Source organism: Acidobacteriota bacterium (assembly GCA_020349885.1).
In the GTDB taxonomy this organism is placed as follows: domain Bacteria; phylum Acidobacteriota.
Genome location: CP070701.1, coordinates 1399884 through 1423378 on the forward strand (window position 1 = coordinate 1399884; position 23495 = coordinate 1423378).

Genomic DNA, 23495 nt, shown 5'->3' on the forward strand with positions numbered 1-23495 from the left:
CCACCCCTCACACCTCCAGCTTGACGCTCTCCTCCCCGAGGAGTTCCTTCACTTCCTGCAGAAACACCGACGTGGGGGCGACGCACTGCTCGGGTGAAAGTTGAATTTTCACGGCGAAGCGGCGCGGGTAGTGCAGGTGTAGATAGACGGGCTTGTCGCCCCGGTGCTTTCGAAGAAGTTGCTCGAGCTGAGCGAGCATCTCGTCCTCGAAGCCGATGGCGCTCGTCTCGATGAGCACGGCGCGCCCCGACGCGTCGGCGGGCCGGCGCAGACTCCGAAGGGGGCGAATCTCCTCCGCAAGGAGCTTCGCCTCCCGGCCCTCTGTGACCACGTCCGCGGCGCCCTTTACAAAAATGACGTTTTCTTCTTCCAAGAGATCGCGGCTGCGCCGGTAGGTTTCGGGAAAAACGATAACCTCGACGCTCCCGCGGCGGTCCTCGAGCTCGAGGCGCGCCATGAGGTCGCCCCGGCGCGTCGTCTTGGAAGAAACTTTTCTAACAATTCCCGCGAGCGCCTGTTCGCTTCGGTCGGGGCGCTCGGCGAGTGTTTTCGAATCCGCCGTGGCGAAGCGCTCGATCTCTTCCCGAAAATCATCCAGCGGGTTTCCCTCGATGTAAAATCCCAGGACCTCGCGCTCGCCCGCAAGGAGTTCCTCCTTGGAAACCTCCTCGATGTCCGGGATGCGGCGCTCGTCCTCGTTCTGCGAGTCGCCCTCGAACAGGGAGCCCATGCCGCGAAAGCCGTTCCGGGCGGCGGCCTGCGAGCGCGCGATGGCCTCGTCGAGCACGGCGAACAGCTGCGCGCGCTTGCGGCCGAGCGAATCGAACGCCCCGGCCTTGACGAGGCTTTCCCAGACCTTGCGGTTGCAGAGGCGCGAGTCGACCTCGGAGGCGAGGCCGAAGAACGAGTCGATGCGCCCGCTCTTGCGGCGCACATCGAGAATCCCCTCGATCGCCTTCTCGCCTACGTTCTTGACGGCCGAGAGGCCGAAGAGTATTTTCTTGCCGTCCACGGCGAAGTTGAGCTCCGAGCGGTTCACGTCGGGCGGCACCACCTCGATGCCGCGCTCGCGGCACTCGTAGACGGCCTCGACGATGTGCTTCGCGTCGCCCTTGTAGGACGTGAGCACCGAGGCCATGAAATGCACCGGATGCTGCGCCTTCAAATACCCCGTCCAGTAGGCGATGAGGGCGTAGGCGGCGCTGTGAGACTTGTTGAAGCCGTAGCCCGCGAATTTTTCCATAAGATCGAACAACTCCTGCGCCTTGCCCCTCTTGACGCCGCGCGACACGGCGCCATCGATGAAGCGCTTGCGCTCCTTGGCCATAACGTCCTTGCGCTTCTTGCCCATGGCGCGCCTGAGGATGTCCGCCGCCCCGGGCGTGTAGCCCGCCACGTCCACGGCGATGCGCATCACTTGCTCCTGGTAGACGATGATGCCGTAGGTGTCCTTCAAGATCGGCTCGAGTTGGGGGATCAGGTAGGATACCTCGGCGCGGCCGTGGCGGCGCTTGACGAAATCATCAATGACGCCGCCCTGTAGGGGGCCGGGGCGATAGAGGGCGTTGAGGGCGATGAGGTCGTCAAGGCGGTCGGGCTTGAGGCGGCGTAAAACTTCGCGCATCCCCGAGCTTTCAAACTGGAACACGCCGTACGTGTCGCCGCGCGCGAAAAGCTCGTACGTTTCCCGGTCGTCGAGCGGAAGGCCCTCCAGCGCGAGTTCTATTCCCTCCTTTTCCTTAAGGCTCCGGAGCGTGTCGTCGAGGGCGGTAAGGGTTCGGAGGCCGAGGAAATCCATCTTGAGGAGGCCCACGCGCTCGATGGCCTCCTTGGCGTACTGCGTCGTCACCTCGTCACGGTCGCTTTTGTAAAGCGGCGCATATTCCCACACGGGGCGGGGGGTGACGACCACGCCGGCGGCGTGAATCGAGGCGTGGCGCACGAGGCCCTCGAGCTTGAGCGAGTGCTCCCAAAGGCGCTTGACGTCGGAGCGCTCCTCGATCTCCTTGCGAAGCTCCGGCGACACCTTGGCGGCCGTGCGAAGCGTCATCCCAAGCTCGTAGGGAATCATCTTGGCAAGTCGGTCGGTTTCGCCGTACGGAAACCCGAGCACGCGGCCCACGTCGCGCACGACAGCGCGCGCCTTCATCGTGCCGAACGTGATGACTTGGGCCACGTTCTCGCGCCCGTACTTCTTGGTCACGTAGTCAATGACCTCGCTGCGGCGGCGCTCGCAGAAGTCGATGTCGATGTCGGGCGGGCTCTTGCGCTCGGGGTTGATGAAGCGCTCGAACACCAGGTCATGCTCGAGCGGGTCGAGGTCGGTGATGCCGAGCGCGTACGCCACGAGGCTTCCCCCGACGGAGCCGCGCCCCGGGCCCACGGGAATCTTGCGCTCCTTGGCGTAGCGGATGAAGTCCCAGACGATGAGGAAATATCCCGGAAATCCCATATTCACGAGCACGTTCATCTCGTGCTCGAGGCGCTCCTCGTAGGCCTCGAGCGGATGGCGCAACGCGCCCTTTTCCTGAAGCGTCCGCAGGCGCGACATGCGGCGCTCCATCCCCTCGCGGACGACGCGGCGGAAATAATCCTGCGGCGTCTCGCCCTCGGGAATGTCAAAGTGCGGAAGAAGAAGCTTTTCCTCCTCGAACCCGAAGTGGCAGCGGTCCGCGATCTGAAGCGTGTTCTCAAGCGCTTCGGGGACGTCGGAAAATTTTTCCCACATCTCGGCCGGCGGGCGGAAATAGTGCTCTTTCGAGTACTTCAGGGGCTGGTCCTCCTGCAGCGTCCGCCCCGTCTGGATGGCCAGAAGCACCTGGTGCGACTCGTAGTCCGAGGCCTCCGGAAAGTGGCAGTCGTTCGTGGCGACGAGGGGTATCCCGTGCTTTTTGGCGATGTGCTTCGCGACGTCGTTCAGGCGGCGCTGCTCGGGAATGCCCTGGTCCTGAATCTCGAGATAGAAATTTTCCTTTCCGAGAATTTCTTGAAACCCGAGTGCCGCGCTTTCGGCCCCCTGGACGTCGTTTCGAAGCGCGCATTCGGCTACTTCGCCCGACATGCAGCCGCTCAGGGCGATGAGACCCTTCGCGTGCTCCTTCAGCAGCTCCTTGTCCACGCGGGGGCGGTGGTAGAAGCCCTCGAGGTAGCCTTTCGAGACGAGGCGGACAAGGTTTCGGTACCCCGCCTCGTCCTCGGCGAGCACCGTCAGATGGTTGTAGTGGCGCTGGCCGGGCTTGGCCTCTTTTTTGAAGCGGCTCTCCTTGGCGATGTAGAGCTCGCATCCGAGGACGGGCTTGACGCCCTTCTCGCGCACGGCGCCGTAGAACTCGACGGCGCCGAACATGTTGCCGTGGTCGGTGAGGGCGACGGCGGGGCAGTCGTGCTTCGCCGCAAGCTCCGCCATGCGCTTCACCGATGTGGCGCCGTCGAGGAGGGAATAGTCGCTGTGGTTATGGAGGTGGACGAAAGGCTTCTTCTTGGAAGATTTGGGCATGGAAAAATCCTAGCCCGCCCAGTAAAGCACAGACCGGGGAAGGGTGCAAGGAATTTTCTCGACGTGGGGCGGCTCTCCGGTTTTCTCCCCGAAGACCTCGCCTATAGGTAGCCGAGGCTTCGGAGCATTTCCATGGCTTCCTCGTCGCGCTCCAGGGGCACCTCCGCCTTGGCGTCCTCGGCGTCCCACCGAAGAAGCTCCTGTCGAAGGCTTTCAAACACCTCGGGAAGCTGGTGTACTCGATTCGGGGCGCGAAACGAATCTTTCCAAACCTCCCGCACGTCGTAGAGCTCGTACTCGGTGAACTCCGGGCGCGGAATGGCCGTGAGGAAATAATTTTCCTTGCGAACGGATTTCCACTTACCGCGCACCCCGCGGACGTACAGCCGATGGTAGCGCGCCGGAATCGGATCGAGCTCGGGAACGTAGAGGCGATTTTCCGAAAACGCCGCAGCCTCGAGGGCTTCACCCCGAATGGCGGGAGCCAAATCGACCCCCTCCGCGGTGTCCGGAACGTCGATTCCAGCAAGCCGCAGCACCGTGGGAAAAATGTCGATGCTTCGCACCACTTGCGAAACACGCTGTCCGGCGGGCACCCTGCCCGGTGCGCGAACGAGGAGCGGCACATGGACCTGGGGGTCAGAAAGATGCATGCCGTGGGAAAAGTAAAGCCCATGCTCGCCGAGGCTTTCCCCGTGGTCTGAGGTTACGACAAGAACCGTACGGTTCCCCGCAAGTTTGAGTTTCTCCAGCGTTTGGATCAACTCCCCGACGTGAGAATCCGCATAGGCGATCTCGGCGTCGTACAGGCTCCGGTTGTAGGCGGCGTCCTCCTCGGTATAGCCGAGCTCCTCGTAGCGAAGCACCAATTCCATCCAGGACATCTGTTTGCGTGCGGTAAAATTGCGATAATCGGCCAGGAATTCCGACTGGTACCCGAACGGCTGAGCGAAGCGCCGCGCAAACGACTCGGGTGGAACATAAGGAAAGTGAGGAGCCAGCAGACAGACCCACAGGAAGAACGGCCCATTGGCGCCGTTTTCGGAAAGCCACTCCTTGGTTCCTTGCACCACGGCCGCATCGTTTTGTCCCGGAAAATATTTGTACACGTCAAATCCCTGATGGTAGTTCCATCGCTCATCCACCATGGAGTTCGTATGAAAACCCGCCGTTCGATACCCGGCTTCCTCAAAAACTTCAGCGAGCGTCACGTTGCGGTCCTCGAGCACCTGTGGGTGGTCGCGCACGCCATGCGTGTGTGGATAGGTGCCCGTGAAGATGGAAGCGTACGAGGGACCGGAAAAGGTCGCTTGGCTGTACGCATTCTCGAACAAGACGCCCTGCCCTGCAAGCTCGTCCATGTGGGGCGTGGTGGGGCGGTCATAGCCGTAGCACGAAACTCGGTCGGCCCGAATCGTATCCGCCACGATGAGAACCACGTTGGGCCCTGCCAAGCGGCTTCCTTTACGCAAAAGCGCTACCGCCGCAACAATCCCGAGCGCAAGGACGAGGAGAACACCGAGCAGCAGGAGGTTCCCGACAGGCCGCTGTTTGGCACCCTTGCTCGGCCGGGTTTTCGGCTCCCTACGCTCGTCTTGCTTTCCGGGTCGACGTTTCGACATAGAGCATCCCTTTGCATCAAGGATTTCGAACTTTCACAAGATACATGGCATGTGCTTCCTGTGCCGCCCTTCTCGAATAGGCGTACTTTCGCAAAACACGGGTTGAAGCTTCCGGCAGCACGGCCTGAAAATGCCGCAGGACGTCCTCGGGAACAAGAAGGTAATCGGGCCGCCATGCGAGAAAGTCTTCTTTCTCGCGAAGCTTCAGCGAAGCGTCAAAGGCTTCCTTCTTCCTATAGCCTAAAAAAAACCAAGGAGACGGCGGATCATGAAGAGCAAAATACCCGTTGCTGTGCAGAGGATAGATAAAGTCCGATGCGGCAAGGATTCGCGCAAGAGGCGGGACTCGACGCTTCAGGTCGGAAACCACAGCTTCTATTTCACTATCTACAGCAAGCCCCAGGCCAATCTTCTTGTATGGTGCTCTTGAACCGTGGAGCCATAAATGGCCCGTCCAATAGCCCACGGGCGTCAGGATCATCACCGATACGAGCACAGCCAGCGATATTCTGCGCACAAAGGGCCTCGTGACCCACCTGCCAATCAGGCGAACCAGAAACGAGCTTGCAAACAAGTGAACAACCAACATCGGCGCATGAAAAAATTTCGACATGTTGAATTCGTCAAGGCCATAACCCACCAAGCAAGGCACCCCCAGCGAGACACAAACCGCCAACATAAGAATCTGCTTGAATGAATCCCCACCCGGCTTCAGAAAATAAGGAAAAAGAAGAAACAAGGGCCCGAATTCCAGCAGCGCCACACGCCAGAACATCGGAGAAAATATGCCTGCATACCCGCTCCAAGTCGGAATTGCCGGGGGCCACATAAGGTAAAACTTATCCCCCACGTTCTTGTATTGCGGTTGTACCATGTATTCGCTTTCAAGATGGACGTTCTCGTCCCCAGACGAAAAGAAGCCGCTGGTCAAAAATCCTCCTTGCAAGAAGGAGACAACCAAGCTCAATGCAAGCACTCCCACCAGCACGGCTTTGCGCACCCCACCCTCCTTTCCTCTCCAAATATCCTTTAGAGCCACGACGACCATCGCAAGTCCCAGGACGGCCAACAGCTCCGGCGCCGTGAGCCCGAGCGACGCCATAAGGCACGCAACCAGAACAAACCATGGCAACAAGGAACTCCCCAATCGCCTCTTCCAGAACGCCTCTACCAACAACAAAAGCACCGGCAGCAAGGCATACCCCACCGATCTGCCCAGTCCATGCGAAAACTGAATGTAGGGGAGGGCGCCATACGCCTTCAATTCCCCAGGCGGCGCGTGGGCCAAGACAACCGCCACCCCCGTAATGCTGCTCCCGAAAAAATAAAACAGGACCCCCACTACGCTCACCGCAGGCCTCGCCGAAAAATAGGCCTTCTGGAACCCCACGACCGCCAGCGCCGCACCCAGAAAGACCCATACCCCCACCATCCCCGCGACGAATCCAATACCCCATCCCGCCGCTCGATAGGGAAGAGCCGCCAACAAGTCGAAGCCGTAGAAATAGGCGAGTGGCTCGTCCGGCGCGTAGGGATACATGACGGGAAAGTTTCCGTGGGCAATCGTCCCAATGAAGGCGTGGTGCGCCAGGAAATCGAACGTGAAAAGGAAGAATTTCGTGCATGCCACCAGCGCCAGCGTCAACACCACCGCCCACCATACGGGAGACTTCGGAAGCCCCGGTATCGTCGGCAAGAACCTTCTGAAGTGCGCGCACCCCAAGCGTGCCTCCTCCCGAAAGCCCTTCGACCCCCACCAGCAAAAAAGCACCGCCAAAAATCCCAAGGCGTGCCCCAGCACCACGCTCCATATGAACGGAATCGCGTAACTTATGAAGTTAACAATGAAAATCGTGAGCGAGCACCCCGCGGCGACGGCTCCGTAGTACATCGCCGCCGGGTTGGAAAAACCCCTGGAAAACGGCCGGCACGCCAGGCCGATCGCCGCGAGCCCTAATAACGTAGTCGAGAGGAAAAACAGAAAAAGAAAAAGCATCTTATTCCCCGGCCGCGAAAATATTCACTACGAACCAAAGGCCGGCCAAGCCAAAAAACCCTATGGGAAACACGCAAGGACGGATCACGACCACCGATGACCGCAGACGCGGCACGCAAGATGCCGTCTGAAAAAGGGAAGGAGGAGGATGGCTAGGGCTTGAAACAGGGCCAAGCAAGCTATGAGGAAATCAAACCAGCAGCTTAGAAAAATAAGCACTGCGAAAGCGGCAACAAACCAGATAGAATTGTCCCTGAGTTCCCGATTAACCTCGCGCACATCCTCAGAGTCACAATTTAGACAACCTTGCCGGTCGGCTGGTGCAGAAAGAATTTCGTATGCTTGCTTCGCGTCCGAGCGCCGCACTTGAAGCCTCGGCTTTCCAACAGCCTGCGTGTAGAGCCAATTCATGGATGTGATGTGTTCTTCCGCAACGAAGGCTGAAACGCCGTTGTCCTCAAGAAAGCTCCTCGCTATGTTCGCCTGGTAAGGGTGCTGAAACCGCGCCACCGTGACAAGCTCAGCTTCCGGTGACAAGTCAGGTTCAGGCCTCGCATGTGCTTTTCGGAATCCTTCCACTTGCTCCTGCGTGATCTTCCTGCGTTTTCGTTCTTCCTCAAGCACGGCGCGCCCCTCCGGGGTGAATCCATCCGCTTTAAGCGCTAGAGCTTCAAGGAGCTCTCGATCGGGGCGCTCCGTCCAATAGCGGCGCATGTAGAGCAAGTCGTTCATCAGTTTTTTTCAACACAAAAACGTTCTTGCGTGCTCTTCTTATCCAAAAAACCGCAGCAACGCCATGGCCAGCGCCGCGAGCACGAACACAAGCCACAAAAGGCCGAGGATTTTCTTCCAAAGCCAGGGATCTATGCGGCGGTCGTAAACCCCCGGGTCGGGCTCGACGGCACGCTCGGCGGTTTCGTAGAAGTGCTCGGCCTCGGGCGTATCCTCCTCCGGGACGTCTTCGTCCACCTCCTCCGCTTGCGAAAGAATTTCCCTCGCGCGCTCCTCGTCCTGGCGGCAAACCTGGAGGCGCGCCTCCGCAAAGCCGGCGCCGCCCTTGCGCACATCGCGCTCGCCGGAAAGGAAAACCGAAATTCCTTCGCTCTCCAAAAGTCCCTTGGCGAGATTCGCCACGTACGAGCGCTCGAATTGCGCGATCGTGACCAAGGAAGATTCCCCGGTGGCCTGGGGAGCGGGCCGCGCATGGGTTTTTCGAAAATTTTCGATGCGCTCCTGGGAAATCCCCCGGTTTCGGATTTCCTCTTCGAGGACGGCGCGGCCCTCGGGGGTAAAATCCCCCGGGCGAAGAATGTAGGCCTTAAGCAGCTCCTCGTCCTTGCGCTCGGCCCAATGGCGGCGCAGGCCATCAGGCATCGGCGCCCCCTACAGCCGCATGGGCATGATGACGCAGAGGCATTTAAGGGGCTTCCCGCCGTTGTCGGCAGGCTCCAAAAGCGCCTGGTCGGTTTCGCTTTTGAGCGACACGAGCACGTCGTCCGTGCCGATGATCGAGAGGAAATCAAGAAGGTGGCTTGCCTTGAAGCCGATTTTAAACCCCTCGCCCGTGTAGGAAATGGGAAGCTCGCTTTTCGCCTCGCCCGAATCGGGATTCTCGGAGGCGACACAAAGGGAGTTGTGCGAGAACTCGAAGCAGACCGGTCGCGCCGCGTCGGAAAGAACGACGGACGCGGACTTGACGGCGCGGATGAGGTGCTCGCGGCTGAAGCGAATCACCTTGTCGTTGTCTTTGGGAACAACGCGCTCGTAGTTTGGAAAGGAATCGTTCAGGACGCGCATGACGATGCAGCGGCTTCCAAGCGTGAAGAAAAGATGGTTTTCCTTGCGCGAGAACTCGACGGAAACGGCCTTCTTGCCCTTTTTGCTCTTGTCCTTATCCTTGCCCGACGAGACGTGGCTCAGAAGCTGCTGAAGCTCCCGGACACCCTTGTGGGGAAGAATGACCTCGAATTTGTCCTTCACCTTTTTGACGCACTTCTCTCTGTGCACGATGGCCAGCCGATACCCGTCGGTGGCCACGGTCTTCAGGGAATCGCCCTCAAATACAAGCAGGACGCCGTTAATGGCGTAGCGGCTCATCTCCCGGCTTGCGGCGTAGGCCGTCAGACGAAACATCTCATCCAGGGCTTCTCCGTCAATGGTGATTTTGTCCTGCGCACCCTCCATCTCAGGAAGGGAGGGAAAGTCGGCTACGTCCGCCCCGACGAACTTGTAGCCGGTGCCGCCTTCAAAAGAAACCTTCACACCGCTTTTTTCCGTTTTCTTGATGCGCGCCAGCCCCTCGCCGGCGAGTGACACGGCGTCGTAGAGGACGCGCGAGGGAATGAGCGCCTCGCCGTCCTTTCGAACCTCTCCCCCAAGCGTGCTCAGGTAGCCCACCTCAAGGTCCGTAGCGAAGAACATGACGCGGTCCTTCTTTGCGGAAACATAAAGGTTCGAGAGCACCGGCATGGCATGACGGCGCTCCACGACGCCTTGAATGAGCGAGAGGTCTTCAAGGAATTCTTTACAGTTAAGGGCAAACTCCATCGTCCTTTATCTCCATCTTAGGGTTTTTGTAGGAAAAATTCCTTCTCATTGCGATTTCAGGGTTGAGCGCGACTCCTATTAATGAGAAAAGGCTTCCTTTATCTTCATCACCGTCATCATAGAACCTTTGAAATCTGTGAGGAACGTGCTGCATGCCTCCAAGCATAGCACAAAAGGGTGTCAAAAACATTGGGAAAAAAAGCGCCTCGTTTTCAAGGCGCCTGGAAAAATTTCGTCCGCGGCTCTCCGGTGAAGTGGGAACACAAGAAGGGGTGTGAAAAAGTCTCGTTTCTCTTGTGCTGGCAAGGTGTTAGCACCTTCCAAGCCTGGGGGGAATCATGGGAAAAAGGCGCGCAGTCGGTCAAGAAGCTTTTTAAATTCCTTGTCGTGTGCGGCGCGGCGGCGGATTTTTTTACAGGCGTACACGACGCTCGCATGGTCGAAGCCGAACTGGCGGCCGATTTCGGGAAAGCTCTCCGACGTGAGCTCTCGGGCGAGGTACATCGCGATATGCCGCGGCGTGGAGACGGTGTGGGTGTTGCGGTGCTCCTTGAGTTTCTTGACGGTCAGGGAAAAGTGCTCGGCGACTTTCTTCTGGATGTCCCGCACGGTTACGGGGGGCTCTCCCTCCGAGCCGCCGCGTTCGGCCAGCGCGTCGCGGGCAAAGTCTTCGGAAATGGCGGCGCCGTCCATCGAGGCGCGCACAATGAGGTAGTTGAGGAGGCCTTCGAGCTCGCGGATGTTGGATTTGACGCGGCTGGCGAGCATCAGGGCGACCTCGTTGGGCAACTCGATCCTCTTGATGTAGGCCTTCTTTCGCAGGATGGCCACGCGGGTCTCGAGGTCCGGGGGCCGGATGTCGGCCTGAAGGCCCCAGGTGAATCGCGAGCGCAGCCGCTCCGTGATGCGGGATAGTTCCTTTGGCGAGCAGTCGCCCGTGAGGACGATCTGCCGCCCCGCGCCGTGAAGGTGGTTAAAGGTGTGAAAGAATTCTTCCTGGGTCTGCTCCTTGCCGGCAAAAAACTGCACGTCGTCGATGAGCAAAATATCAATGCTTCGATACTTGGCGCGGAACTCGTCGGTCTTCTGGTGGCGGATGGCCGCAATGAGTTCGTTGGTGAAGCGCTCGGCCGTGATGTAGCAGAGGCTGAAGTGGGATTTCTGCGCCGCAATCTGGTTTCCGATGGCATGAAGAAGGTGCGTTTTCCCGAGTCCCACTCCACCGTAGAGAAAAAGCGGATTATAGCTCTGGGTGGGATTGTCCGTGACGGCCTTGGCCGCGGCGTGCGCGAGGCGGTTGCCTTCGCCCACGACGAAGGTGTCGAACGTGTAGTAGGGATTGAGGGCGGAGGTGATGCGGGCGCCCACGGGCTCGAAGGGAAGCTCCGATGGGGTGGGCTTCGTTTCGGCCGAATCGGTGAACTCGATGTCCAGGTCGGGATAGCCGATGTGCGCCGCCTCCTCGCGCAGGATCGGCGTATAGGTTTCGGCGAGCCAGTCGCGGTAGGTGGGGTTGGGAACCAGAACGCGCAGCCGCGAGTCCTTGAACGAGAGCGCCCGCGCCGGCCGGAGCCATGTTTCGTAATCGGCCACCTCGACGCGCTCCCGCAGGCGCTCCACGAGAGTTTGCCAAAGAGATTCTGCTTTTGAGTCGTGTTCAGGCCCGGTTGTTCCCGACGAAGGCCGGGTACGGGCGGGCGAAAATGCTTGACTCCCTTGCCGGGAATCCATGCAAAAATCCTTTCTTAATAAAAAATGAAAGCGTTTCCCAGCCCCTTGAAGACCCGGACGTCGCAGGCAGCGGGAACTCCAAAGGGTTTCACCGTTCCCTTCCACTGCGCCTCGACGCAAAATGATTTACGCAAAAGCTTCGGTGGAAGAACTAAGCCTATCCCATCGCTTTGAGTCGAGTCAAGAGAAAAAAAAACAATTTATTAAAAAAAGAATTCAGTTGTTTTGAGTCAAGTCAAGGGAAAAAAAGTCATATTAAGAAATGGTCGATGCTTGCTTGGCGGCAGCCAAGGGTCGACAGTCAACTATCAATAGTCAGAGGACCAGCAGTCATTGACCGTCGACCGTTGACCCTTGACCGCGTGCTATAATGCCGTGATGTCCGAGCCCGCCGTCTGCGTTCGTTTCGCCCCAAGCCCCACGGGCTCGTTCCACGTTGGAGGCGCGCGTACGGCGCTCTACAACTGGCTTTTTGCGCGAAAGCATGGTGGTGTGTTCGTCCTGCGGATCGAGGACACGGACGCCGAGCGCTCCGCCCCGGAGATGATGGAGGCCGTCCTGCGCGACATGCGCTGGCTCGGGCTTGACTGGGACGAGGGGCCGCATTTTCAGTCCAAGCGCGGCGCGCTGCATCGGGACGCCGTCAAGCAGTTGCTTCACTCGGGATGCGCCTACCCGTGCTTCTGCCCGAAGGAACGGCTCGACTCGCTCAAGGAAAAAGCCTTGAGCGAAGACCGCGCCTATCGCTACGACAAGCGCTGCCGGAATTTATCCGAAGAAAAACGGCGGGAGAAGATCGGGGCGAAGGTTCCATGGACGGTGCGCTTCCGGACGCCCGAGGGCGAGAAAATTTCCTTTCGGGACACCGTTTACGGCGACATTTCCGTCGTCTCGGACGAGTGCGACGACTTCATCATCGCCCGCTCGGACGCAACGCCCGTCTACAACCTTTCGGCCGTCGTGGACGACGTCGAGATGCACATCACCCACGTCATCCGGGGAAACGAGCACGTCGCGAACACGCCCAAGCAGATTCTTCTCTACCGCGCGCTCGGGGCGCCGCCGCCGCGGTTCGCCCACCTGCCGCTCATCCTCGGAAAGGACAAGAAAAAACTCTCGAAGCGCCACGGCGCCGCTTCGGTTGGCGAGTTCCGCGACATGGGATACCTCCCCGAGGCCCTCGTCAATTATTTGGCGCTCCTCGGCTGGTCGCCCGGGGACGACCGGGAGTTTTTACGCCGCGGCGAATTAATTAAGGAATTCTCGCTCGAGCGCGTGGGGCAGGCGGGCGCCATTTTCGACGAGGACAAGCTTTTCTGGCTCAACGGCCAGTACATCTCGAACTGCGAGGCGGGCGAGCTCTGGCATCCCCTTCGGGAAGAGCTCGTCGGGCGCGGCCTCTGGCAGCCGGAATTCGACGGCGAAAAACACGCGTGGCTCGAGGCGAGAATCGATCTTCTCAAGTCGCGCGCGCGCACCCTGGTCGAGTTCGCCGCGAATTTGCGGCCCTACGTTTCGGACGGTTTTCCCTACGACGAGGAGGCCGTCAGGAAGCGCCTGAAGAACGCGAGGCCCGAACACATGAAGGCGCTCCAGAAGGCGTTCTCGCAAGCGCAGCCGTTCGAGCACGACGCCGTGGAGGCGGCGCTTCGCTCGACCGCGGAGCAGTTGGGCCTCAAGGCCGGCGACCTGATTCACCCGACGCGCATCGCGCTCACGGGGCAGAGCGTGGGCCCGTCGGTTTTCTCCGTCGTCGAGGCCGTCGGGCGCGAGAAGACCGTGGAGCGCCTCAAGCGTATGGAAGAGTTTTTAGGGAAGCAAGAAGCGGGGGATAAGCAGTAAGAAATAGAAAACACACCACAAACCTCAGCCCTTGCTACGTACTACTTGCCGCTTGCGGCTTTCTAAGCTATCCTGCTTTCCTATAACATAAGGGAGTCTTGTGGCGGGGGATGAACGCTCGCTCATCGAGCGCGCCCGGCGGAGAGACCGCGATGCGTTTTCGGAGCTTGTTCGCGGAAGATGCGAACGCTGGTTCTGGCTCTGCTATCGCATCCTAGGTGACGCCGAAGAGGCGCGCGACGCGGTGCAGGAGGCCCTCCTGCACATGTGGGACGGCTTGGCCTCGTATCGGCCCGCGCACGTAGACGACGCCGTCCGCGCCTTCGACGCCTGGTGTTACCGCATCGCCTATCACGCCGCCGTGGATCGCGTCCGCGAGAGGAAGCGCCGGGCGGCGCTTTCGCCTGGCGACGTCACGTGGGAAAAAACGGAAGGCATCACGCCCGAGGCGCTTGTCGAGTCCAAGGAAGAAATCGAAAAAATGCTTTCGGCGCTCGCACCCCGCGAGCGCGAGGCGTTCGTCCTGTGCGCCATGGAGGGTTTTTCCTCCGAGGAGGCGGCGCGCATCATGGACGCGGCGCCCTCGACGGTGCGCAACCTCGTGCGGCAGGCGCGAGGGCGGCTGAAGAAACAGTAGCCGGAGACCGGTAAAAAAAGAATTTCGGCTTGCTGACCGGCTGGTCGCCAGCTACTAGAGAAATTCCTTCCCCTCCACGTCCCGCAGCGGCTTGGGGGGACAAAGCCTCTGCGTGAGGAGCGAGACGGCGACCAGGAGAACGACGGAGGCGATTAATCCCCAGACGGAGCTGATGTAGAGCGAATCCCACATCGCGGCGTCCATGTTCACCGCGCCGTCGGGGGCGGTGTTCACGGCGATCGTGTAGGGCCGGTGGACGAAGTACATGGCGGCCCACGTGGCGAAGCCGCCGACGTACGAGGACACGGCCCCGGCGTTGTTCGCTTTCTTCCACCAATACGCCGCGGCGAGAGGCGCCAGCAAGGCCACGAGCGTGAGCACGACCGATAAAACCATGAGGTTGTAGATCGCCTCGAACACGAGCGCCAGTAAGAGGGCGGCCCCCGCGACGATGGGAACGGCGATTCGCGTCACGAGAAGGGTCTCGCGCCCCGACGCGGAAGGCCTGAGCATGCGGTAGGCGTTGTGGCCGAGCACCGACGAGGCCGCGAGCATGGCGCTGTCCGCCGAGCTCATGAGTGCCGCCACCAGGGCGCTTACGAAGATGACGGTCAGCCAGGGCGGGAGATGGTCCACCGCCATGAAGAGCAGGAGCTTGTTCATCGCATCCCCGTCGGCAAGTTCCGGCTTGAGCTGGAAATAGATCATCCCTAGGAGCACTGGAATCATTCCGACCGTGAGGTAGAGAGTGCCGCCCAGTACGCAGGAGACGGTCGCGGTCCGCCCGTCGCGGGCCGAGAACACGCGCTGCATGAGGTCTTGCCCCGCAATGCCTCCCAGCCCTACGGAAAACCAGGCCGCAAGCCAGTAGAACCAGCCCATGTAGCCCGTGTAGGCGAGAAAACCCGCGGGGTAGGAGCTGTCTTCGGACGTCGGGAAGAAGGCCCAGGGCTCGAGGCCGTTCTTGTTGAGCGGCCGCTCCGCGTCGCCCGCGGGAAAGATATTTTCCCATCCGCCCACGGCTTCCACGCCCGCTAGAAGGAGCACGACCATGCCCGCCGTAAGAATCAGAAGCTGCGCGGCGTCCGTAAGCGTCACGGACCACATGCCTCCGAGGAAGGTGTAGGTGACGATGAGCACCGTCGAGATGGCGATTCCCCATGCGAGGCTCACGCCGCCGAAGAAGTGAATGATGGCCCCGAACCCGACGAGCTGTGCGCCGAGCCAGCTGCACTGCATGGCGGCGGTGGTCAAGAGGCAGCAAACGCCCATGGTCCGGCTGTAGCGGCTCTCGAATAGGTCGACGAGCGTGAGGTAGCGGCCACGGCGAAGCCACCTGGCGAAGAAGAACCCTACGAGAATAAGGCACAGCGCGGCGCCCCACGGGTCGAAGATCACGCCCTGGTTGCCGTAGAGGTAGGCGTTCCCGGCGCCCCCCATGGCCGTGCCCGAGCCGAACCACGTGGCGAAGAGCGTCCCCGTCGCAAGCGGGATGCCCAGGCGGCGGCCCGCGACCAGGAAGTCCGAGGAAGTCTTGATGAGGCGCGACGAGTACCAGCCGATGCCGAGCATCGCCGCCATGTAAATCCCGAGTCCCACGAGGACCCAGTTCGCGTAAGGGTAGGTCGAACTGATGCTTTCCATGGTAAAAGCCGTATTCTAATTCCTTACGGCGCGATAGACAATTCCCCCCTTTCCCCCGTTAAAGGTTATATGGGAAGCTGTTCTGAGTGGGACGGGCTTTTTGAGCAATATGAGGCCGGGGGCGAGGCGGCGCCCCTCGTGCGGCACGTGCGCGGGTGCGCCGAATGCCTCGGGCGCGCCGGGGAGGAGGCTTCAGAAATTCGCCTCGCCGCGCTCGCCTCGCGCGCCCGCTTGAAGGAAGGCTATCTCGATTCCGTCCGCATGCCGTGGGATTTGCCCGCCGAAGCGGCGCCTGCGCCGCGTCGAAGCATTTGGCTGGATGGTCTCCGCAAGGCGGCGGCGATTGCGCTCGTCGTGGGCGCGGCGTGGGCGGGCTGGTGGTTCTACGAGCGCTCTCGAACTTTTAAAAGTACGGCAGGCATGGCCGCACCTTCTGCACCTTCTGTACTTGAGGAACTACGCACCCGCTACCCTCTGGTGCGCTCCGGGGCCGCGCAGATGCCCTACTACACGGCGGAGCTTCCGGACGGAACGCGCATGGTGTGCTTCTATGCGGCGGATTTTTAGCGTGAGAAACGTGGGGAGGAAAACGCTTGTGGTTCTGGCAAGCGCGGCTTTCGCATGGCCTGCGGCGGCCCAGGCGGCGGATCCTCCGCCCCTCGCGGAGGAGCAGGAGGTGGTGGAGTTTCGAGTGACGCACCGGCCGCTCGACCCGCTCGCCACGCTGGTGCGCGCCCGGCTGAGCGACACGGGCGAGATATTGCTTCAGCCCGCGAGGCGAGTGCTTCGCGTCCGGGACGCGTCCGAGCGCATTAAGGCCATCCGCCTTCTTGTCAGCCAGTACGACGTGCCCCTGCGCCGCCTGGAGGTCGTGGTGAAGCTCATCGAGGCGTCGGGCGCGCCGCAACCGGAGAGCGTCTCGGAGGAAATCCGGGAAATCGGCTCGCGCTTGAGGAACGTGCTTCGCTTCACGAGCTACGAGCTCGTGGACACGCTGGTGCTTGAGGGGCTCGAGGGCCGCGCCCTGAGCGGTCATTTGGGCGGCTCGTACCGCGTGAGCTTTTCTCTGGGCTACGTCGAGGAGGGCGGCAAGGTGATCCCTCTGGAGGTGTTTCGCTTCGACAAGGTGATTCCGGCCCAGGAGGAAGGGCAACCGCCTTTCTATCAAAACCTGGTGAGCACGGCGCTCAACCTTTTCGACGGCGAGGAAATTCTCTTCGGCGCCTCGCGCATGGATGACAGAAACGAGCGGGCGCTTGTGCTGGTAATTTCGGTTCAGACGCTGTCATGACGACCAAGAAGATGACCAAATTTCCGAATCTCCAAATGACCGGATGTAAGGCATTCGGTCATTTGGTCATCTGGTCATCTGGTCATTTGATTGACCGTCGACCGGGAGTTCTGCGACATGCCTGAGTTCTTGTGCCGGCTGGGCGCCCCCGGGGGCGACATTGTCCAGAAGGTCTACGCGGCGGAGAGCGAGGCCGCCCTCATGGAAAACCTTTCCTCCGAGGGCTATCACATCTTTCGCGTCGAGCGCCGCCAGCCGTTCCGCGAAGCTCTAGGAAACCTCTTCCGCCCGCGGCGCGCCAAAGTGCCGCAGAAGGATTTTATCCTTTTCAACCAGGAGTTCGCGGCGCTCGTGCGCGCGGGGCTTCCCATTCTCCAGGGGCTCGAAATTCTTTTGGAGCGCATGAAGGTGGGCGTCATGAAGCAGACGCTTGAGAAGGTGACGCGCGAGGTGCGCGAGGGAAAGACCCTCTCCGAGGCGTTTGAGGACTGCGGTGACCTCTTTCCGCCCATCTACTACGCCTCCCTGCGCGCTGGCGAGCGAAGCGGCAACATCCAGGAGGTGCTCGTGCGCTTCATCCGCTACTCGCAGCTTACCTTCGAGACGCGCCGGCGCATCCTCACCATGCTTCTCTATCCTTCGGTTCTGCTCGTGGTCGCGGTAGGTTTGATCTCCCTTTTTATTTTCTATGTGCTTCCCCGGTTCATGACGATTTACGAAGGCACAAAACAAGAGCTCCCCGCGCTCACCCGGGCAGTAACGGCCGTGGCAAGCTTCGGCATCGACAATGGGGGCATTTTGCTCCTCGGCGCCCTCGGCCTGTTCGTGGTTTACCAGGGCTACCGCTACACGCCCCGCGGAAGGCTCCAGGTCGACCGGTGGCAGCTCAACATGCCGGGCATCGGGCCGATTCTCTCCAAGTTCAACGCGGCCCAGTACACGCGCACGCTGGGGACGCTCCTTGCGGGCGGCATCCCCGCCGTGCAAGCGCTCGAGATTGCCGGGCAGAGCCTGAACAACGCGTATTTCGTCTCCCGCCAAGAGAGCATCGTAGAGCGCGTCCGGGAAGGTTCGACCATGCACGCCGCGATGGAGGACACCGGCCTCTTCGAGCACATTGTGATCGAGATGGTCAAGGTGGGCGAGTCGACCGGCGCCGTCGTGGACATGCTTCAAAACCTTTCGGACTTCTACGACCGGGACATCGACTCTTCCCTTTCGCGGATCATCGCCATGCTGCCGCCCGTCATTCTCCTGACCATTGCGTTCGTTGTGGGCATAATTCTGGTTTCGGTTTACATGGCCATTTTCGAGGCGGTTCGCACGATATGAGACGACAGGCAAAGCTGCGGGAGTTCCGCAGGAGATAAGCTATGGCATCGGACAAGGAAATATCTTCGAAAACACCGGGCAAGGGCGGGTCCCAGCCGCCAGCCGAGGATTCGTCCTCCGGTGGGCCGGCCATCCACGTCGAGGGCATTCAGTATCCCGAGAGCGTGCGCACCGAGATGGAGGCCCGCGCCCTCGCCGAGCGGCACGGCCTCTCCTACCTGGACCTCGAGAAGCACGAGCTAGACTTCGAGCTTTTCCGGACAATTCCGGTGGACCTCATGTACCGCTACAACTTCGTGCCGCTGCGGCGCGACGACGGCGTGCTGACCATCGCCATCGCCGACCCGTCGGACATCACCGTGTTCGACGACCTCGAGGTGCTCCTCGGGTTCGCCATCCGGAGCGTCGTCGCCTCGAACCGCGCCATCCAGGAGGTCCTCAAGCGCAGCGAAAGCTCGAAGCGCGTCCTCGACGAGGTCACGGAGAGTTTCAAACTGCAAATCGTTCAGGAGGACGGCGATTCAGAGGAGACGCTTTCCATCGACAAGCTCACCTCCGATGCGAGCCCCATCATCCGCCTCATCGACACGACGCTCTTCAACGCCCTGCAGCAGCGCGTGAGCGACATCCACATCGAGACGCGCGAGGACAGCGTCGTCATCAAGTACCGCATCGACGGCGTGCTCTACTTCGCCATGGACCCCATCGACAAGCGCTACCACTCGACCATCATCTCGCGCATCAAGGTCATGAGCGACCTCGACATCGCCGAGAACCGCATTCCCCAGGACGGGCGCTTCAAGGTGAAGTACAAGACGCGCTCCATCGACTTCCGTGTCTCCATCATGCCGAGCGTCCACGGCGAGGACTGCGTCATCCGCATCCTCGACAAGGAGAGCGCGAACGAGGAATTCTCCCAGCTTCGGCTCGACATTCTGGGATTCGAGGGCGATGGCCTGCGGAAAATTCGCCGCTACATCAAAATGCCCTACGGCATGTTCCTGGTTACGGGTCCCACGGGTTCGGGGAAAACGACGACGCTCTACGCGGCGCTTTCGGAAATCAAGAGCGACGAGGACAAGATTATCACCATCGAGGACCCCGTGGAGTACCAGCTCGTGGGCATCGCCCAAATCCCGGTGAACGAGAAGAAGGGCCTCACGTTCGCCCGGGGGCTGCGAAGCATCCTGCGGCATGACCCGGACAAGATCATGGTGGGCGAGATACGCGATGCCGAGACGGCCCAAATCGCCATCCAGTCGGCGCTTACGGGGCACCTCGTGTTCACCACCGTGCACGCGAACAACGTCATCGACGTGCTCGGGCGGTTCATCCACATGGGAATCGAGCCGTACAACTTCGTCTCCGCCCTCAACTGCATCATGGCCCAAAGGCTCGTGCGGCGCATCTGCACGGAGTGCAAGACCGAGGTGCAGCTCTCGAAAGGAGAGCTAGAGGAGTCGGGGCTGGACGCGAAAAAGTACGGCACGCACACGTTTTACGAGGGCAAGGGATGCTTCCAGTGCAACGGCACGGGGTTCCGCGGGCGGCAGGCGATTATGGAAATCATCGAGATGACGGACAAGATTCGCGAGATGATCGTGGGCCGGCGCCCGGGCTCCGAAATCCGGCGCGCCGCGCGCAAGCAGGGCATGACCAGCCTGCGCCATGACGCCGTCAAGAAGCTGGTTGCGGGTGCGACGACGCTTGCCGAGATCAACAAGGTGACGTTCGTGGAGGACGTTTTGTGAACGTGCGAAGCGCGGTTTCCACCTTTTCCCGATGTGCCGAGGCGCTCTTTCGGCGGGAGCACATCCCTACGTTTTCGGGTTGGGCCGGGGCCGCGGGCAGGCGTGTGCGCGAAGAGCTCCGGTTTCACTACCCGCGCGTGGCCGTCGAGATTTCCGCCGTCTCCGTCAAGGCGGTGCGCCTTGAGCCCGTCCTCCCGCCGCGTGCGCCGGAATTTCTGCTTCACCATGCCGAGCGGCCGCTGGAAGAAGGCGTTGTGGACGTGAATCTCCTCGACATGGAGGTGGCACGGCCGGCCGACGTCGCCCAGGGCGTTGCGCGGGCGCTGGAAGCGGTGGGGGGGCTCGAGGCGGAGGCGTCCGTTCTCTTTCCCTCGCTCGTCGCCCGGGCGGCGTTTCTGGAGATCGAATCGCTTCCCGCCTCGCCTGCGGAGCGTCTCGACATGGTGCGCTGGAAGATCGCGGGAAAACTCCCCTATTCAGCGCAGCTTGCACGCATTGTGTACGAAGTGCAACCGGCCGTGAACGGAAAACATCCCGTGTTCGCCGTGGCCGTCAAGGAGGCGATCGTCCTCGCCATGGAGGAAATTTTTCAGACTCTTGGAATCCACGCGGGGTTCCTTCAGCCCGCGGGGTTTGCGCTGCTCTACGCCGCGCCCCGCCCCGGCCGGGGCACGCTTCATCTCATAGCGGACGAGCACAGCCTTCTCCTTGCGGTCACCTGCGGAGACGAGGTGCGCTTCCTGCGCACGAAGAACATGCGCCACCTCTCCGCTCTCCGTCCGGACGCGGGCGTCGGGACTACGGAGGACGAGTTCACCCTCCCCATTTCCGCTGCGGAAGAAGGGTCTGCCCTTCCCAATTCCACCACGGAGGACGGGTCGCGCGAGGGCTACGCGGAGGGGCTGCGGCGGGAGCTTGAGGCGACGCTCGCGTATCTGAGGCAACAGGGTGAGCGCTTCGCGTTCGACGTCTGCCGGCTTTCTGCAGGCGGGATGGGGGAGGTTGTCGGTAAGGATGCCGTCGAGGAGGCGGTCGGCGTGCCGGTCGAGTCCTATCCGTGGCCCGAGAAGGTGCGAGGGGGCGAGGCCGTTGACTTGCCCGCTCAGCCGGGGGGGCCGCCTGTGCGCGACGCGCTTGCAGCGCTTGTCTGGACAGCCATGGGACGGGAGGCGTAAGCGATGATTCACGAAGCCTCAAATTTCGCCTCACAACCCTTTCGCCACTACGGCATCTACTCGCTGGGCTTTCGCATGGGCATTGTGGCGGTGCTTGCCCTGACCGCTCTCCACGGGCTTTGGTTCTACCGAAGCACCCTTGCGCGCGAAGACGCACGCGAGGTTTTGGGAGAATTCGAGACGCGGCGTGACGCCCTGCGCGAGGAGGTGCGCACGCGCGCGGCGCAGCTTGATGTCGACGCTATCAAGGCGCTTAACGAAAAAGTCATCGCTGCGAACGCGCTCATCGACTCGCGGCGCTTCTCGTGGACGCAATTCCTCACGGACCTTGAGCAGGTGCTTCCCATGCGCGTTTTCGTCCACAACATTTCTCCTTCGATTCAGAAAGAGGGCGTCAAGCTGCGACTTTCCACGATTTCCAAGGAGCCGGCTGATTTGGTGGATTTTCTAAACGAACTCGAGCTCTCACCTCACTTCTCGCACGCCTATCCTCAGAACGAACGGGAGGACACGCTTCAAACACTCGGACGCGGCATCGCCTCGGAGGTCGAAGTGCTGTATGTTCCGTTCGGCGAAGCTCAGGGTGAGCCCTTGGGTGAGGGGAAAGCCGAGGCCGTTGAGGAGAAAGCACCCGAAAAAATAGTGGCCCCGACATCGTCGAAGCCCCTGCCGAGAGAAGAACCCAAGGCAGAGATGAAGAAACCGGCGGTGATGAGGCCTCTTCCTCCTCCTGTAAAGGGGACGGGCGCCGCGCCCCCATCGAGCGAAAAACCCAAAGCAGGGGCGGAGGAACCGGCAGTGGTGGGGCCTCTTCCTCCTCCTGTAGAGGGGACGGGCGCCGCGCCCCCGCGGAGCACAAAACCCCAAACAGAGCGAGGGCAGAAAGAAGAGGCGCAGCCATGAAGCGAATCCTGCTTCTTCCGAAAACCTTCGCCTATGACAATCGCCGCCCGCTTCTTATCGTGGCGGCGGCGGCGTTGGTGGCCCACGGGCTTGTTGCGGGGCTGGCCACGGTTCCGCTTTCGCGTTCTGCGACTTCGCTTGACAAGGAGCGCCGGGCGCTTGAAAAAGAGGTGCGCTCACTCGAAGCCGAGCGTGACGGGCTCGTCGCGCTCGAGGGGCAGATCGAAAAAAACCGCGACGGCCTTGAGTACTTCCACAGAGAAGTGCTTTCCACGAAGCGGGAGCGCATGACGTTCTTTCAGCGGGAAATCCGCCGCATGGCGCAGCAGGCGGGCGTGCGGCTCGAAACCATCGGGTACAGCGCTGAAGAAGTTCGGGAAAACCGCGGGTTGCCGGGCGCCGTCAATCTGGGCCCGGCCTGGACAGACGCGGGGGAGGGCGCACTGGTCCGGTTTTCCACGACCCTTCCTCTCGAGGGAACCTATAGAGCCATCCGGAAATTCCTGAGCGCCGTGGAAAACAACCCGGGCCTCTTTTTGGTCATCAAGCGGCTGACGCTTCGGAGCAACGCGGCGGATCGCGTCAACCAAATCAGCCTCAACGTGGAATTTTCGACCTATTTTTTTGAGTTCGAGGGCGTTGAGCCGAAGACCGGGAAGTCCCCGGCGATGGCGGCGGCAATCGGGGGTTCGGAAGGTGCAGAAAGTACGGAAGGTGCGGACATGGCTCTCCTGTACTTTCCGCATCCCTGGCTACCCTCGGGCAAGCTTCTGCACTTTCGGCACTTGGATTTGACGGGAGGCATCGCATGAGCACGCGTGAGAAGGCACTCGGCGTCGCGGCCTTGATCGTGCTCCTGATGGCGCTTTGGAATTATGCGCCACTGCTTTTCCGGGGCGGCGATGACGCGCCGTTGGCGGTGGCTCGGCTCGGGGAGTCCCGCGGGGCCATCTCCGTGGAGTCTCTCCGAATCGACGAACTCGAAGCGCCGCGCCCCCAATACGAGGGCGCGGAGCGCAATCTCTTCAGCTTTGGCCACATCCCCACACCGCAAGCGGTGCGTGATGAGCAGCAGGAGAAACTTCAACAAATGCGCGAACAGGCCGCGCGGGAGCGTGAGCGGAAGGAGAAAGAAATCAAGAAGCGTATTGAGGAAGATAGGGCTGCCTCTGGGGGGAGCGTGAACTTTGTGATGCCTTTTATAGGCTACATCGGCCCGCCCGACGACGAAATCGCCATCTTCCGCGACGGGAAGACGTTCATTTACGCCAAGCGGGGCGAGGTTCTGAAGGAACAATTTGTCGTTGTGGACATCGGATATGAGTCCGTGGAAATTCGGGTCGCGGGCACACAGCAAACGAAACGGTATCCCTTGGCCACGAAGGTAAAATCCATTTTCAGCAAGTAGGAGAGCTATGAAACAGCCGGCAGTCAACAGTCAACAGTCAATGGTCAAAAAACTATCGACCATCAACCATCGGCCATCGACCGTTCAAAAACATTCTTTCGCTGGGGCGTTCATCTTGGT

At 60.8% G+C, this 23495-nt stretch carries 19 protein-coding genes; 11 read left to right on the forward strand and 8 right to left on the reverse strand.

All coding sequences use genetic code 11. The features are described 5' to 3' along the window. Nucleotides 1-7: 7 nt before the first annotated feature. The 3 genes from dnaE to JSV08_06115 all read right to left on the reverse strand — a co-directional run bounded on the left by dnaE (nt 8) and on the right by JSV08_06115 (nt 6763). Entirely contained in the window at nt 8-3496 is a 3489-nt protein-coding gene (gene dnaE, locus JSV08_06105; GenBank protein ID UCF80092.1) for a DNA polymerase III subunit alpha, read from the reverse strand. A gap of 101 nt (nt 3497-3597) precedes the next feature. Continuing rightward, complete coding sequence (locus tag JSV08_06110; protein UCF80093.1) at nt 3598-4950, reverse strand: sulfatase; 1353 nt, start codon at nt 4948-4950, stop codon at nt 3598-3600. A gap of 184 nt (nt 4951-5134) precedes the next feature. After that, nucleotides 5135-6763 carry a hypothetical protein gene (locus JSV08_06115; GenBank protein ID UCF80094.1) on the reverse strand — a complete coding sequence of 543 codons (1629 nt, stop codon included), beginning with the start codon at nt 6761-6763 and terminating at the stop codon, nt 5135-5137. Here JSV08_06115 and JSV08_06120 point away from each other — a divergent pair. After that, nucleotides 6738-6947, forward strand: coding sequence for a hypothetical protein (locus tag JSV08_06120; GenBank protein UCF80095.1), 210 nt, complete (start codon nt 6738-6740; stop codon nt 6945-6947). The genes JSV08_06115 and JSV08_06120 overlap by 26 nt on opposite strands. A 251-nt stretch (nt 6948-7198) precedes the next feature. Here the strand turns inward: JSV08_06120 and JSV08_06125 are convergent, their stop codons facing one another. The 4 genes from JSV08_06125 to dnaA all read right to left on the reverse strand — a co-directional run bounded on the left by JSV08_06125 (nt 7199) and on the right by dnaA (nt 11281). Then, complete coding sequence (locus JSV08_06125) at nt 7199-7846, reverse strand: DUF2007 domain-containing protein (GenBank protein UCF80096.1); 648 nt, start codon at nt 7844-7846, stop codon at nt 7199-7201. 39 nt (nt 7847-7885) lie between these two features. Beyond that, nucleotides 7886-8488 (reverse strand): DUF2007 domain-containing protein, encoded by a 603-nt coding sequence (locus JSV08_06130; GenBank protein UCF80097.1) that lies wholly within the window; start codon nt 8486-8488, stop codon nt 7886-7888. 9 nt (nt 8489-8497) lie between these two features. Continuing rightward, entirely contained in the window at nt 8498-9661 is a 1164-nt protein-coding gene (dnaN, locus tag JSV08_06135) for a DNA polymerase III subunit beta (GenBank protein UCF80098.1), read from the reverse strand. Nucleotides 9662-9997: 336 nt separating this feature from the next. Continuing rightward, entirely contained in the window at nt 9998-11281 is a 1284-nt protein-coding gene (dnaA, locus tag JSV08_06140) for a chromosomal replication initiator protein DnaA (GenBank protein ID UCF80099.1), read from the reverse strand. A gap of 489 nt (nt 11282-11770) precedes the next feature. On the opposite strand from dnaA, the gene JSV08_06145 reads away from it, so the two are divergent. Continuing rightward, the gene (locus JSV08_06145; protein ID UCF80100.1) at nt 11771-13234 is read left to right on the forward strand and encodes a glutamate--tRNA ligase; all 1464 of its coding nucleotides are present in this window, start codon (nt 11771-11773) and stop codon (nt 13232-13234) included. Nucleotides 13235-13334: 100 nt separating this feature from the next. After that, a complete protein-coding gene (locus tag JSV08_06150) occupies nt 13335-13871 on the forward strand; it encodes an RNA polymerase sigma factor (GenBank protein UCF80101.1) in 537 nt (178 codons plus the stop codon). A 54-nt stretch (nt 13872-13925) separates the two neighbouring features. Here the strand turns inward: JSV08_06150 and JSV08_06155 are convergent, their stop codons facing one another. Beyond that, nucleotides 13926-15515, reverse strand: a complete 1590-nt coding sequence (locus JSV08_06155) for a sodium:solute symporter family protein (GenBank protein UCF80102.1) — start codon at nt 15513-15515, stop codon at nt 13926-13928. Between the two features lie 69 nt (nt 15516-15584). Between JSV08_06155 and JSV08_06160 the strand changes: the two genes are divergently transcribed. From JSV08_06160 to JSV08_06195, 8 genes are all read left to right on the forward strand, one after another. Continuing rightward, on the forward strand, nt 15585-16082 hold the full coding sequence (locus tag JSV08_06160) for a hypothetical protein (protein UCF80103.1): 498 nt from the start codon (nt 15585-15587) through the stop codon (nt 16080-16082). Continuing rightward, a complete protein-coding gene (locus JSV08_06165; GenBank protein UCF80104.1) occupies nt 16066-16806 on the forward strand; it encodes a hypothetical protein in 741 nt (246 codons plus the stop codon). Before JSV08_06160 ends, JSV08_06165 begins: the two co-directional genes overlap by 17 nt. A gap of 117 nt (nt 16807-16923) precedes the next feature. Beyond that, nucleotides 16924-18138 (forward strand): type II secretion system F family protein, encoded by a 1215-nt coding sequence (locus tag JSV08_06170; GenBank protein UCF80105.1) that lies wholly within the window; start codon nt 16924-16926, stop codon nt 18136-18138. A 176-nt stretch (nt 18139-18314) separates the two neighbouring features. Next, complete coding sequence (locus tag JSV08_06175) at nt 18315-19889, forward strand: type II/IV secretion system protein (protein ID UCF81846.1); 1575 nt, start codon at nt 18315-18317, stop codon at nt 19887-19889. Continuing rightward, nucleotides 19886-21064 carry a hypothetical protein gene (locus JSV08_06180; GenBank protein ID UCF80106.1) on the forward strand — a complete coding sequence of 393 codons (1179 nt, stop codon included), beginning with the start codon at nt 19886-19888 and terminating at the stop codon, nt 21062-21064. Before JSV08_06175 ends, JSV08_06180 begins: the two co-directional genes overlap by 4 nt. A 3-nt stretch (nt 21065-21067) precedes the next feature. Beyond that, nucleotides 21068-21967, forward strand: a complete 900-nt coding sequence (locus JSV08_06185; GenBank protein ID UCF80107.1) for a hypothetical protein — start codon at nt 21068-21070, stop codon at nt 21965-21967. Further along, nucleotides 21964-22779 (forward strand): hypothetical protein, encoded by an 816-nt coding sequence (locus JSV08_06190; protein UCF80108.1) that lies wholly within the window; start codon nt 21964-21966, stop codon nt 22777-22779. The genes JSV08_06185 and JSV08_06190 overlap by 4 nt, the downstream gene beginning before the upstream one ends. Beyond that, complete coding sequence (locus JSV08_06195; protein ID UCF80109.1) at nt 22776-23375, forward strand: hypothetical protein; 600 nt, start codon at nt 22776-22778, stop codon at nt 23373-23375. The genes JSV08_06190 and JSV08_06195 overlap by 4 nt, the downstream gene beginning before the upstream one ends. The last annotated feature ends 120 nt before the right edge of the window (nt 23376-23495 follow it).